Origin of the sequence: Flavobacterium litorale, assembly GCF_019613795.1 — a bacterium.
Taxonomy (GTDB): domain Bacteria; phylum Bacteroidota; class Bacteroidia; order Flavobacteriales; family Flavobacteriaceae; genus Flavobacterium; species Flavobacterium litorale.
This window is the reverse complement of the sequence record NZ_CP080429.1, coordinates 1,727,611-1,742,097: the sequence shown is the minus strand read 5'-3', so window position 1 is coordinate 1,742,097 and position 14,487 is coordinate 1,727,611. Positions and strand designations below refer to the sequence as shown.

The following is a 14,487-nucleotide window of genomic DNA, read 5'->3' as shown; positions in this document are numbered from 1 at the left end:
TTTTAGCCTTATACTATGAGAGAAGTTGCTTTTATAAAACAAAATAAAGAAAAATGGCTCGAATTTGAGCAGGCTATTTTTGGTAAAGCTAAAAAAAATCCTGATGAATTAGCAAGTCTTTACATTCATTTGGTAAACGACCTCTCGTATGCACAAACCTACTACCCTAAAAGCAAGACGGTTACCTACCTAAACCATATAGCATCGGTAACGTATCAAAAAATTTATAAAACCAAACGCGAGGAGACTAACAGGCTGGTTTATTTTTTTAAAACCGAAGTGCCGCTTATTGTATATCAAAACAGGCGTTACGTATTATATGCTTTTATATTATTCTTTTTATTTGTTGGTATTGGTGTGGTTTCGGCTGCAAACGATGCTTCTTTTGTACGATTGGTAATGGGCGACTATTACGTAAACATGACTTTGGAGAATATTGAAAATGGTAACCCTGTTGCTGTTTATAAAAGTGGGAGTAATTGGGGCAGCGCTTTTGGCATAACATTAAACAACCTCAGAGTAGGCATTATGTCGTTTGCTTATGGCATATTAGGCGGATTTGGTACGGGCTATATATTACTACAAAACTGTATTATGTTAGGCTCTTTCCAATACTTTTTTTACGAACAAGGTGTTTTTTGGGAAAGTGTTAGGGGGATATGGATACATGGGGCTATGGAAATTTTTGCTATAGTGATAGAGGCTTCGGCTGGCTTTGTTTTAGGAGCATCAATACTATTTCCGAAAACGTACTCCCGAATGAGTTCGCTTAAAATGGGGTTTAAAAACGGAATAAAAATAGTGCTTAGTACTATGCCTTTTACCTTTGCAGCAGGCATGCTGGAGGGATTTGTTACACGCTACTCGCCCGATATGCCCCGCGCACTTAATATTTTTATTATACTATTTACACTAGCACTTATATCGTGGTATTTTTTAATTTATCCGTTTGCAGTAAATAAAAAAGTAAACAAAGCCAATGTTTCAACTCTATAAAAAGCGAAACTTTAATAGCCTTATGAACGATACCTTCATGTTTTTTAGGATGATGGGTAAAGATTATTTTGGCAATTTTATTAAAATAGCAGGAGGTATTTTACTGGTGTTATTGGTACTGGTTTACCTTGCAGGCGATATATACTTTGAAAGTATTTTTACAAGTGGTGTACAAGGCGTAGACAACAATAATATACTCACCAAATATTTTGATGATAACCTTGCCTACTTTATTACCATTGGTTGTATTATAGCACTATTAATAGTAATAATAACTGCAATAAGCTATGCTTTTCCTGTAGTTTATTTAAAATTACTGGAAAATAAAAAAAACACTACTACAAAAGCTATTTTAAAAGGGCTTAAAAGCAATACGTGGAAAATTATAAAATTTCTACTCTTCTCACTTTTTACGTTTTTACCTATAGCTACTATAGTATTAACGCTATCGGCACTACTTATTGTTATACTTATAGGCATACCCATAGTAATTATAATGTTTGCATTTATAAACTGTTGGATATCATTAGCCTTTTACGATTACCTTAATAACAATTCGAGTTACTTTGAGGCTATGGGAAATGCCTGGAAAGCAGTTTTCTCAAACTTTTGGACGCATGTAGGCGTTACAACCATCTTTTATGTTATAGTATATACAGTACAAAGTATTATATCTGTTGTAGTATATATTATAATAGGAGCTTTTACCATGATGAGTTCAAATAAATACGATGGTAGTAGCACAGATACAGCTTCTACATTAGGACAATTGCTATTAATTAGTACGCTATTATCGGTACTACTAAGCTATTTACTAAACAACCTAATAATGGTAAATCAGGGTATTATTTATTATAGTGCCAGAGAAGCCGATGAAAACAATTCGTTACACGCAGATATTGACTTAATTGGGAATGACCTTGAATAAAATACTTATATATCTGCTACATTTGGCAATGCCAGTGCTTTATGCTACCCCTACTGTACAAGATACTATTGCTACAGAAAAAAAAGAGGTAATTACGGTAGCGCAAGACAGTACTTTGGTTACAACTGAATATACTTTTACAGAAGGTTTTAAAAATAATTATACTGATGATGCTTTCCAGTACGAGCCTAAAACAAAAGCGAAAAATGATTGGGATCGATTTTGGGAATCTGTAGCAGAATTTTTTGATAGTTTATTTAAAACAGGAGAAAAATCGGAAAGTTCAGGAATAGGCACTTTCCTTACTTATTTTATAGCAGGTGCCATTGTATTATTTGCAGTATACATGATAGCACGTGCTGTATTGAATGAAGGAGGCGGATGGATATTCGGAAAATCTGCAAAGAAAATAATAGTGCAAGATATTGATGGCGAAGATATACACGAAATGGACTTCCCGTCGTTAATAGAAACCACAATTGGCAACGAAGATTATAGGCTCGCCATACGCTACTATTATTTATGGCTATTAAAAAGATTATCTGAAAGAGAAATCATCGAATGGCATTACGATAAAACAAACTCTGAATATGCTTACGAAATAAAAAATACCGATTTACGAGAAAAATTCCAGTACTTATCGTATGTATACGATTATAGCTGGTATGGCGAATTTCCAATCAACGAAAATGCTTTTACAAAAGTGCGAAAAGTGTTTCGCGAAACCTTAAATACGTTATAAAAGATGAATAAGCAACTCACCATTTATATCGTACTACTTGTAATTACACTAGGGATAATTATAACCATAGATGCCAATAAACCCAAACCTATAAACTGGGAGCCTACTTATAACACTAAAGATAAAATTCCGTTAGGATTGTACGTATTAGATAATGAAATTGACGGACTTTTTAAGAACCAAAAAGTAGAGCGGTTTAACATTACACCCTATGAGTTTTTTGACGCTACTTACGATTATGAAACAAAAAAATACAACGCTAACGGGACACTTATAAATATTAGCGAAAAAAATGAACTTGACAGAGAATCGGTAAATGAACTGCTCTATTTTGCAGAGCACGGCAATACCGTACTAATGAGCATGAAAACGTTTCCAAACGTGTTGCTCGATACGCTTAACGTAGTTACTGATAGGGGTTATTATATAAAAGATTCGATAGCAGTATACTTAGATACGCCAGTAGGTACACCTAAAAAACACTTTTTTAACGAAGGCGCTGGTCTTGATTATTTTAAGAGTATCGATACACTTACTACCACTGTATTGGGTTACCAAAGCTACACCAACAAAACACAAACCAATTTTATTAGCGTACCCTTTGGTAAAGGCAAGTTTTTACTGCACACCCAACCCGCAGCTTTCACCAATTTTTATCTGCTAAAAAACAACTATCATCAATATGCTGAGGGTATACTCGGGTATGTACCACAACAAGATGTGTACTGGAGTACAGGTAGTATTTATAACAGTCGTGTTTCAGGCTCAAAATTGCGCTACATGCTGGAGCAACCAGGGTTTAAGTCCGCTTTCTATATAGGGCTAATAGCCATCTTAATTTTTATAATTTTCAATGCAAAGCGTAGGCAACGTATAATTCCCGAAATTCCGCCTGTTAAAAACACAACTATCGATTTTGCCAAAACCATAGGTAACTTATATTATCAGGAGGGTAACCACCACACCATAATAGAAAAGAAAATTATTTACCTCCTCGAAAAAATACGTAACGATTATCTTATCGATACACACACGTTAGATGATGCATTTATCGAAAAATTACAGCTAAAAACAGGCAAACCCATTACGGATATACAAAAAGCAGTACATTTAATAAAAAAACACAGGCACCAGTTTGAGAGCACCGATGCCGATGTAATAGCTATTAATAAAGCCATTGAAAAAATAGGATTATGACAGATTTTGAAAATACAAATCCAGAAGGCAATATGCCCGAAGAGCAACAGCAAGCCCCTATAGCAAACCACACAGCAAGTGATGTAACTACAGAGCAGGAAAATGATAACATTAACTTCCAGTCGCGACTGGATTTAGAGGAGTTAAAACAAGGTATTACTGCTATTAGAGCCGAAATAAGCTCGGTAATTGTAGGGCAGCATAAAATGATCGATCAACTTTTGGTAGCCATACTCGCCAACGGTCATGTATTGCTCGAAGGGGTACCCGGTGTAGCCAAAACAATTACAGCAAAATTGCTGGCAAAAACCTTATCGTTAGATTTTAGCCGAATACAGTTTACACCCGACCTTATGCCGTCGGACATATTGGGTACATCGGTATTCGATTTATCAAAATCTACTTTCGATTTCAAAAAAGGACCTATATTCTCCAATTTCATATTAATTGACGAAATTAACCGTGCCCCAGCCAAAACGCAGGCTGCACTATTTGAGGTAATGGAAGAACGCCAAATAACGGTAGAAGGAGAAACCTACAAAATGGAAGCTCCTTTTTTAACCATTGCCACACAAAACCCTATTGAGCAAGAAGGAACCTATCGTTTACCTGAGGCGCAACTCGACCGTTTTTTGTTTAAAATTACTATCGACTACCCTAACCTCGATGAAGAGATTACCATACTACAGCGCGAAAACGCGCTGCAAAACAAGGGTAAGCTACAAAACATAAAAGAAATACTATCGCAGCAAAATATAATTAAGTACCAAGAGTTGGTAAAACAAATTGTTGTAGAGCCACAACTTATAGAATATATTGCCAAAATTGTAAGTAACACGCGCGAAAATGGCTTTTTATATCTAGGCGCATCGCCACGTGCCTCTATTGCAATACTAAATGCGGCAAAGGGATATGCAGCACTTAGGGGCAGAGATTTTGTAACGCCCGAAGATATTAAGGACTCGGCAATACCCGTATTACAACACCGCGTAGTAGTAGCGCCAGAACGCGAAATGGAAGGCTTAACAAGCCCCGAAATAATAACACAAATAATTGATAGCGTAGAAATACCCCGTTAATGAAATTTTTTAAACGCCTATATCTCAATAATTTCTTTTTCTACCTCGTTTCGGGTATCGTAGCCTGTTTTATAGCAGCCTATTTTTTGCCAGTGCTGTACAATGCCACGTGGTTATTGGTGTATATACTGTTAGCATTTTTAGTTATCGATATTTTGCTTCTTTTTGCTACCAACCAACGTTTTGAAGCAGAGCGAGAAACTGTAGAAAAATTTTCTAATGGTGATGATAATAGCGTTACCATAAAAATGCAAAGTGGGTATTCGTTTGCTGTAACTGCAAAAGTTATTGACGAAATACCAATACAATTTCAGGTACGCAATTTTAGTATCTCACGAAAAGTAAAAGCAGGCGGTACTAAAAGTTTTGAATATAAATTACGCCCTCTAGAACGTGGCGAATATTACTTTGGTAGACTTAACATTTACGTACGCTCGCCTTTACAGCTAGTATCACGTCGCTTTACTTTTGGCGAAGGGCAAATGGTGCCTAATTACCCATCGTATATACAACTCCGTAAATACGACCTCATCGCATTTTCAAATCAACTATCACAATACGGTTTAAAAAAGATACGAAAGCTAGGGCATACTATGGAGTTTGAGCAAATAAAAGAGTATGTATCGGGCGACGATATTCGTACCATAAACTGGAAAGCCACAGCCAAGAGAAACCAATTAATGGTAAACCAGTTTCAGGACGAAAGGTCGCAAAATGTATATATGGCTATAGATAAAGGGCGTGTTATGAAAATGCCTTTTGAAGGATTGAGCCTTTTGGATTACGCTATTAACGCTACGTTGGTACTTAGCAACGTAATTTTAAAAAAGCAAGACAAGGCAGGTATGTTTGCTTTCTCCAAGCGTGTAGAAAATCGGGTAGCTTCCGAGCGTCGTACTTCACAAATGCAGCGTATACTGGAAAGTTTATACAACATTAAAACCGATTTTTTTGAAAGTGACTACAGTCGATTATATGCTGACATTAAAAAAAATATAACACAGCGTAGTCTTATACTGCTATACACTAATTTTGAAACGTTAGATGGGCTTAACCGCCAACTACCCTACCTAAAAGGTATTGCAAAAAACCACTTGTTAGTTGTTATATTTTTTGAGAATACAGAACTCGACTCGCTTATAAACAAAAGTGCAACAAACGTACAGGAAGTGTACGATAAAGTAATTGCCGAAAAGTTTGCCTTTGAAAAAAGACTTATTGTAAACGAATTAATGAAATATGGTATTTATTCGGTACTAACAAAACCCGAAAATTTAACTATTGATAGCATTAATAAATATCTCGAAATTAAAGCAAGAGGGGCATTATAATTTGTAGCTAACTTTGCTACCCTTAAAAAAGCTAGGCATGAAACAAATTACAAGCATACAAAACCCCTATATAAAGCAACTCGTACAGCTACAAGAAAAAGCCAAAGCACGCAAACAATCGGGTACGTTTTTAATAGAAGGGCAACGCGAAATTATGCTTGCCAACAAAGGTGGGTATGGTATAGAAACTGTACTTTTTGTACCTGAGTTAATTACTGAGAACGAAGTAACACGATTAGGCGGACGCAATGCAACGTACATCGAAATATCAAGAGAAGTATACCAAAAGCTAGCCTACCGCGATACTACCGAAGGTGTTATTGCAGTAGCACAGTCCAAGACACTTAGCTTGGAAAGCTTAGAATTAGGAAAAAATCCACTTGTTGTTGTAGCCGAAGCACCCGAAAAACCAGGTAATATTGGCGCATTATTACGTACTGCCGATGCTGCAGGTGTTGATGCCGTTATTATTGCCAACCCAAAAACCGATTTATACAACCCCAATATAATACGCTCTAGTGTAGGCTGTTTGTTTACCAATGCCATAGCTACAGGTACCACAGCAGAAGTAATAGCCTATTTAAATAGTAATAACATCGCTATGTACTGCGCCACACTACAAAATGCAAACCCTTACCATGTTGAAGATTATACTACTCCTACTGCCTTAGTAGTTGGCACAGAAGCTACAGGGTTAACACAGGAATGGCGCGAGGCTGCCAAACAGAACATAATAATCCCGATGCAGGGCGAAATCGACTCTATGAATGTGTCGGTAGCAGCAGCAATACTTATTTTTGAAGCGAAACGACAACGCGGTTTTTAACATAACCTCTCCAATAGTACTCTAGCATTTCTAATAGCTATTATTTGTTTATAATAACTACTCAGTTGTTGTTAATCACAAATCATTTGCCTAATTTTAGACTATTGAACTATGAGTATGACAACAATAGATATTGAGCAAGAAAATAAGGCAATAGCCAAAGAATATAAGGAGCTTCTCCGCATTAGTTACCAAACACTTAGTATCGACGACAAAAAGCTAATCCGAAAAGCTTTTGATGTTGCTGTAGAAGCACACAAAGACCAGCGCAGGAAATCGGGAGAAGCCTACATCTTTCACCCTATTGCTGTGGCAAAAATTGTAGCGTCAGAAATTGGACTGGGTGCAACCTCTATTGCTTCCGCCCTGCTCCATGATGTAGTAGAAGATACTGATATTACCGTTGAGGAAATAGAAGACTTATTTAACCCCAAAGTAGCACAAATTGTAGAGGGATTAACTAAAATTGCTAAGGTAAAAACCGATCAAGAAATATCCATGCAGGCGGAAAACTTTCGCAAAATGCTACTCACATTAAATGATGATGTTCGGGTAATACTCATTAAAATAGCCGATAGGTTGCACAACATGCAAACTATGGAGGCTATGGTAGATTATAAGCAAGCCAAAATAGCATCAGAAACATTATACATTTATGCCCCTTTAGCGCATAGGCTAGGATTATACAACATAAAAAACCAACTTGAAGACCTAGGGCTTAAATATACTGAACCTGCCGTATACAACAGTATATTGAGCAAAATGAAGGAGAGCAAAGAGGAGCAAGATGCTTATATCGAATCGATATCGGAAGTATTAAAACAATCTCTTGATAGTGAGAATATAGAGTATGTAATAAAAGGGCGTCCAAAATCCATATACTCCATACGGCGTAAAATGCTCAACCAAGGGGTTACGTTTGATGAGGTTTACGATAAATTTGCACTCCGCATTATATACAAAGCCAACCAACAGGAAGAAAAGTTTCTTGCTTGGAAAATATACTCTATCGTTACCGACCACTACCGCCCTAGCCCTAGCCGATTGCGCGACTGGATATCATCGCCAAAATCTACAGGGTATGAGGCACTCCACATAACTGTTATGGGACCTAAAGGACGCTGGGTAGAAATACAGGTACGTAGTGAACGTATGGACGAAATAGCCGAGAAAGGCTATGCAGCACACTACAAATACAAACAGGGTAGCGACGGAGAGCATGGACTGGAAAAATGGCTCAACCTACTAAAAGAAGCACTAGAGAATACATCCAGTAACGCTGTTGATTTTGTAGAAGATTTTAAGTTGAACTTATATTCCAAAGAAATTTATGTGTTTACCCCTAAAGGCGAAATTAAATCGTTGCCTAAAGGTGCTACATCACTGGATTTTGCTTTTAGTATACACTCAGAAATTGGTTTGCATACTCGGGGTACACGCGTAAACGGGAAATTAGAGCCTTTAAACCATGTACTTGCCAGTGGCGACCAAGTGGAAGTAATTACATCTGCCAACCAAAAACCCAACCCAAACTGGTTGGACTACGTTACTACATCCAGAGCACGGAATAAAATTAAAAGTGTACTTAACGAGAGTACTAAAAAAATTGCCGAAGAAGGTAAAGAGCTACTAAAACGTAAGCTACGCCACTTAAAAGTTACACTTAACGAGAATACCGTAAACGAACTTGTTAATTATTTTAAACTCAAAACAAGCCTCGATCTTTTTTACCGTGTAGGTGTGGGTACTATTGATAACCAGCAGCTAAAAGATTTTGCTGCGATGAAGAGTAATACCCTTGTAAACTTCTTTAAAAATAAAATTAAGCGTACCCCTAGCGTACCGCAAGAGCAACTTCAAAAAGAGGAGATTAGCCGTAACTACGATTTACTGGTTTTTGGTAAAAACGAAGATAAGCTCGATTATAAATTATCCAATTGTTGCAACCCAATACCAGGCGATAAAGTTTTCGGGTTTATAACTATAAACGAGGGTATTAAAGTACATAAAAAAGATTGCCCCAATGCCATTAGGTTACAATCTAACTACGCCTACCGTATTATTACTGCCAAATGGATTGATTCTTCTCAAGAAGAGTTTAAAGCCACCATCAAAATTACAGGGATGGATACCTTGGGGCTTACCAATGCCCTTACAAAAGTGGTATCCAACATTATGCACGTAAACATACAAAGCATTTCACTCAGTGGCGATGCAGGTGTTTTTAACGGTCAGTTAACTGTAATTGTACAAAACAATACAATACTGAAAAAACTAATGGATAACATTAAAAAAATAGACGGTATTGACAAGGTAACTCGGATTCCTAATAATTGATGAACAACAATACAAATCGTAAGTTTTAGTATATAAGCTAAGTCATTTGTGGGCATAAATCCATTACATTTAAACAATAATATTTTACTTCAAAAAAATTAGATTATCTTTGTCTTTTGACACCTATTATAATGGACAACAATAAAAATCAGGAAATTGTAAAAAACGTCTTCACTAAGTTTTTAGAGGATAAAGGGCACCGAAAAACGCCAGAGCGTTATGCCATACTTCAGGAAATTTACAATAGTGAAGAGCATTTTGATATTGAATCGCTTTACATAAAAATGAAAAACAAAAACTATCGTGTTAGCCGTGCAACGCTATACAATACGATAGAATTATTGTTGGGCTGTAATTTAGTTAGGAGACATCAGTTTGGACAAAACCAAGCACATTATGAGAAATCGTACTTTGATAAGCAACACGACCATATTATAATGACTGATACGGGTGAAGTTATAGAATTTTGCGACCCCAGAATACAGTCAATCAAACAAACGATAGAAGAAATTTTTGGTATCGAGATACACAACCACTCGTTATACCTTTACGGAAATAAAAAGCAACCCGCTACTGATGAGTAATATTAAGTAACGAGTTGCAATAACGGCAAACCAACCCTGCAAAGGATTGGTTTTTGTTTTTAGAAAGAAACAATAACTACATATAAACAAACAACTATATAGTAATGACAGTAGATTTGCTGCTTGGACTACAATGGGGCGACGAAGGCAAGGGAAAAATTGTTGACGTACTCACAGCTAAATACGATATTATTGCCCGTTTTCAGGGAGGGCCCAACGCAGGGCATACCCTAGAATTTGATGGTATAAAACACGTTTTACGTACAATACCATCGGGTATTTTTCACGAAAAATCCATAAATATAATTGGCAATGGGGTTGTAATGGATCCTGTTGTTTTTCAAAAAGAAATAGAGGGCTTAGCTAAATTTAATATCGATATAAAATCGAGGTTATTAATTTCGCGTAAAGCACATTTAATACTACCTACACACCGTTTGCTGGATGCAGCATCAGAAGCAGCTAAAGGAAAAGCCAAAATAGGCTCTACATTAAAAGGTATAGGTCCTACCTATATGGATAAAACAGGTAGAAACGGTATTCGTGTAGGCGATATTGAACTAGCTGATTTTAAAGAACGTTACAGAGCTTTGGCAGACAAGCACCAATCGATGATTGCGTTTTACGATGTAGATTTACAATACAACTTAGAGGAATTAGAGGAAGAGTTTTTTACAGCCATAAAAGCACTTAAGGAACTTACTTTTATTGATAGCGAAGCTTACCTTAACAATGCTATGAAATCGGGTAAATCTATACTTGCCGAAGGTGCACAAGGCTCGTTATTGGATATCGACTTTGGTACATACCCGTTTGTAACCTCATCCAACACCACAGCAGCAGGAGCTTGTACGGGTTTAGGTATTGCACCTAACCGCGTGCAGGAAGTATTTGGTATTTTTAAAGCCTATACGACTCGTGTAGGTAGTGGACCGTTCCCTACAGAACTGTTTGACGAAGTAGGCGATGCTATGGCAAAAATGGGTAACGAGTTTGGTTCGGTTACAGGGCGTGCACGCCGTTGCGGATGGCTCGACCTTGTTGCTTTAAAATATGCCGTACAAGTAAATGGCGTAACACAACTGTACATGATGAAGGGTGATGTTTTAAGTGGTTTTGATACCCTTAAAGTATGTACTGCTTACAAATACAAAGGCGAAACAATAGACCATTTGCCATATAACATAGAAGCAGAAAACGTAACACCCGTATACGTAGAGAAAAAAGGCTGGGAAGCCGACCTTACAGGAATGAGTGCTTACGATGAATTACCTACTGAATTTAAGGAGTACGTAGAGTTTATTGAGAAAGAACTGGAAATACCAATAAAAGTAATTTCGGTAGGTCCAGACAGGACACAAACTATAACAAAATAAAAAAAAAGTGCTTTGAAATTTCAAAGCACTTTTTTTATACAATTTATGTAGTATTGCCTCGTTATGCATAAGCAAACTACAACAAAGCTATTGTAATGTATTTTGCGTAAATTTGCAGCAAATTTTATATTTTGAAAAAACTCCTACTATACATAGGGCTGGCATTTATAGTTTGTACTGTAGCAACAGCACAAAAAACCAAAAAAATACGACTTATAGATACGGAGCATCTTGATGGTAACGAAAGTGAAATACCTGGTGCGGTTGTATTTACTGGCGATGTGCAGTTTGAGCATAACGGAGCTACCATTTGGTGCAATAAAGCCTACCTTTTTGAAAAAGAAAACTATGCTAAACTTTTTGGAGATGTTCGTATTATTCAAGGCGATACGATACACATGAACAGCCAGTACGCCGAATACAATGGCAATAAAGATTTTGCCTTTGCAAGCGGCAACGTAGCCATGAAATCGCCCGATATGCGGCTCACTACAGATACGCTCTATTTTGACAGAAGATCACAACAAGCCTATTACAACTCTTACGGTACTATTGTAAACGAAGATAATACCCTAAAAAGCAAATCGGGACGGTATTATATTAATCAGAAAAAATACCAATTCCTTACCGCAGTAACGCTTACCAACCCAGAATATGTATTGCAATCCAATCATCTGGATTATTATACCAACGCGGGGCATGCCTATGTTTTTGGTCCTACAACAATTACTAGCGAGGAAAACTATATTTATACTGAAAAAGGGTTTTACGATACCAAGAAAAACTTAGCCCGACTGCTTACAAATTCATACATTAAATACGATTCGCAACGGATTGAAGGCGATAGTATTTATTACGATAGAAACAGGGATTTTTCATCGGCTACCAACAACGTAAAAGTTACCGATACCGTAAACAAATACAACGTTAGGGGGCATTATGCCGAAGTTTATAAACAAAAAGACTCTTTATTTATTACCAAACATGCGGTGGCAGTTACCCTTGTAGAAGAAGATTCACTATACACCCACGCAAAACGTATTGTAATAACAGGTAAAGAGGGCGAGCGCGTTGTTAGGGGTTACAACAAGGCACGTTTTTATAAAACCGATATGAGTGGTAAGTGCGACTCGATACACTCGGATGAAAAAAGAGGATTAACACAACTTATTCGGAACCCTGTAGTATGGAATGGCGATAGCCAAATGACAGGAGATATTATACACCTTATATCAAACACCGAAACAGAAAAAATAGATTCGTTAAAAGTAATTAATAACGCCTTTATAATACAAAAAGATACTTTGGGCACAGGGTACAACCAAGTAAAAGGGCAAAACTTGTATGGCAAGTTTAAAGACAATAAACTTTACCAAGTAGACCTGATAAAAAATACTGAAAAGATTTTTTACATGTACGATAAAGGTCAGCTCACAGGTATAGATAAAGGAGTAAGTAGTAAAATACGTATGCGACTCAAGGATAATAAAATAAAATCGATACGCTCTATTAAGAATCCTGAGAGTAAATCCTATCCATCGTCGGAATTACCCGAAAATGTTAGGAAATTACGAGGGTTTATATGGCGTGGCGATGAACAGATAAAAACCAAAGACGATATATTTCCGTCCGAAGAAAAAGAACTACACGAGCAAATTGTAAATAAAAGCAAAGCTGATAAACAAGAGGCAGACGAGCCTATGGAGGTGCTACAGGAAACATTAGATTACGATAAAAACAATCCGAAAGAAGAAAAGCCTAAAACGGTACAACTCACTCCATCGCAATAGCAAAATTTACAATCCGAATAATTTTATAATTATAGTACACTACCCTAGGTGTAACATCATAAATACATGATTAACGATTTTTACAAGTATCAGGCACAAACTTCGCTACATCCGCTAGGTATGGAGGTTTCCCATGCCGAAGGCTCATACATATACGACACCAATAATAAAGCCTATCTCGATTTTGTGGCAGGCGTATCGGCTGCCAGCTTGGGGCACAAACACCCACGTGTTAATCGGGCAATAAAAAATCAACTCGATAAATATTTGCACGTTATGGTGTATGGCGAGTATGCACAGCACCCCGCCACCGAGTTTTGCAAATTACTAGCACAACATTTGCCGCCACAACTCAGTAAAACCTACCTAACCAACTCGGGTACAGAAGCTATAGAAGGTGCATTAAAATTAGCTCGCAGGGTAACAGGTCGTAGCCAGTTATTGTCCTGCAACAACGCCTATCACGGTAATACTATGGGCGCAATGAGTGTTATGGGGTTTGAGGAGCGTAAACAAGCTTTTAGACCGTTACTCCCCGATGTTGATTTTATTACATTTAACAACGAAGAGGATTTGAATAAAATTACCGAAAAAACAGCAGGAATACTGCTCGAAACCATACAAGGTGGTGCTGGTTTTATACAGCCCAAAAATAACTTTTTAAAAAAAGTACGTGAGCGTTGCAACCAAACAGGCACAGTAATGATTCTGGACGAAATACAGCCAGGTTTTGGGCGCACGGGCAAACTATTCGGTTTCCAAAACTACAATGTAGTACCCGATGTAATTGTAATCGGTAAAGGTATGGGTGGCGGTATGCCAGTAGGCGCATTCACCACATCGGCAGAAATGATGGATACATTGAGCCACAATCCTAAACTTGGGCATATAACCACCTTTGGGGGGCATCCAGTTATTGCGGCAGCATGCCTTGCTACTTTACAGGAATTGACTGAAACTGACATTATGGCGCAGGCTTTGGAAAAAGAAAAACTGTTCCGAAAATTATTAGTACATCCACTTATAAAAGAAGTTCGCGGTAAAGGGCTTATGCTAGCAGCCATGACTGAAAACGCAGAAATTACTAATAAAGTGATACTTCGCTGCCAAGAAAAAGGTCTTATCCTTTTTTGGTTACTTTTTGAAGAATGTGCCATACGCATAACGCCACCGCTCACCATATCGGAAGAAGAAATAACTAAAGGATGTGGCATTATTATTGAAGTTATGAGTGAAATACTTGATGAACAGCAAGAAAATTAACAAGTAGTATTGTTAATTAAATTGTTCAAAACAATACA

At 37.2% G+C, this 14,487-nt stretch carries 12 protein-coding genes; all 12 read left to right on the top strand.

Annotation, left to right across the window (positions count from 1 at the left end; translation table 11 throughout):
* Positions 1-15: 15 nt before the first annotated feature.
* Positions 16-996: a stage II sporulation protein M gene (locus K1I41_RS07900; RefSeq protein WP_220639823.1), complete on the top strand. Its 981-nt coding sequence runs from the start codon at positions 16-18 to the stop codon at positions 994-996.
* The gene (locus K1I41_RS07895) at positions 980-1,924 is read left to right on the top strand and encodes a hypothetical protein (RefSeq protein WP_220639822.1); all 945 of its coding nucleotides are present in this window, start codon (positions 980-982) and stop codon (positions 1,922-1,924) included. The genes K1I41_RS07900 and K1I41_RS07895 overlap by 17 nt, the downstream gene beginning before the upstream one ends.
* The gene (locus tag K1I41_RS07890; protein WP_220639821.1) at positions 1,917-2,666 is read left to right on the top strand and encodes a DUF4129 domain-containing protein; all 750 of its coding nucleotides are present in this window, start codon (positions 1,917-1,919) and stop codon (positions 2,664-2,666) included. Before K1I41_RS07895 ends, K1I41_RS07890 begins: the two co-directional genes overlap by 8 nt.
* 3 nt (positions 2,667-2,669) lie before the next feature.
* The gene (locus K1I41_RS07885) at positions 2,670-3,863 is read left to right on the top strand and encodes a DUF4350 domain-containing protein (protein ID WP_220639820.1); all 1,194 of its coding nucleotides are present in this window, start codon (positions 2,670-2,672) and stop codon (positions 3,861-3,863) included.
* A 32-nt stretch (positions 3,864-3,895) separates the two neighbouring features.
* On the top strand, positions 3,896-4,942 hold the full coding sequence (locus tag K1I41_RS07880; protein WP_220641836.1) for an AAA family ATPase: 1,047 nt from the start codon (positions 3,896-3,898) through the stop codon (positions 4,940-4,942).
* Positions 4,942-6,273: a DUF58 domain-containing protein gene (locus K1I41_RS07875; RefSeq protein WP_220639819.1), complete on the top strand. Its 1,332-nt coding sequence runs from the start codon at positions 4,942-4,944 to the stop codon at positions 6,271-6,273. The genes K1I41_RS07880 and K1I41_RS07875 overlap by 1 nt, the downstream gene beginning before the upstream one ends.
* 37 nt (positions 6,274-6,310) lie before the next feature.
* On the top strand, positions 6,311-7,099 hold the full coding sequence (locus tag K1I41_RS07870) for a TrmH family RNA methyltransferase (protein ID WP_220639818.1): 789 nt from the start codon (positions 6,311-6,313) through the stop codon (positions 7,097-7,099).
* Positions 7,100-7,216: 117 nt separating this feature from the next.
* Positions 7,217-9,436 carry a RelA/SpoT family protein gene (locus K1I41_RS07865; RefSeq protein WP_220641835.1) on the top strand — a complete coding sequence of 740 codons (2,220 nt, stop codon included), beginning with the start codon at positions 7,217-7,219 and terminating at the stop codon, positions 9,434-9,436.
* Between the two features lie 131 nt (positions 9,437-9,567).
* Positions 9,568-10,020, top strand: coding sequence for a Fur family transcriptional regulator (locus tag K1I41_RS07860; RefSeq protein ID WP_220639817.1), 453 nt, complete (start codon positions 9,568-9,570; stop codon positions 10,018-10,020).
* Positions 10,021-10,124: 104 nt separating this feature from the next.
* Positions 10,125-11,396 (top strand): adenylosuccinate synthase, encoded by a 1,272-nt coding sequence (locus K1I41_RS07855; RefSeq protein ID WP_220639816.1) that lies wholly within the window; start codon positions 10,125-10,127, stop codon positions 11,394-11,396.
* A 131-nt stretch (positions 11,397-11,527) separates the two neighbouring features.
* Positions 11,528-13,186 carry an OstA-like protein gene (locus K1I41_RS07850; protein ID WP_255566900.1) on the top strand — a complete coding sequence of 553 codons (1,659 nt, stop codon included), beginning with the start codon at positions 11,528-11,530 and terminating at the stop codon, positions 13,184-13,186.
* 66 nt (positions 13,187-13,252) lie between these two features.
* Entirely contained in the window at positions 13,253-14,449 is a 1,197-nt protein-coding gene (locus tag K1I41_RS07845) for an aspartate aminotransferase family protein (RefSeq protein ID WP_220639815.1), read from the top strand.
* The last annotated feature ends 38 nt before the right edge of the window (positions 14,450-14,487 follow it).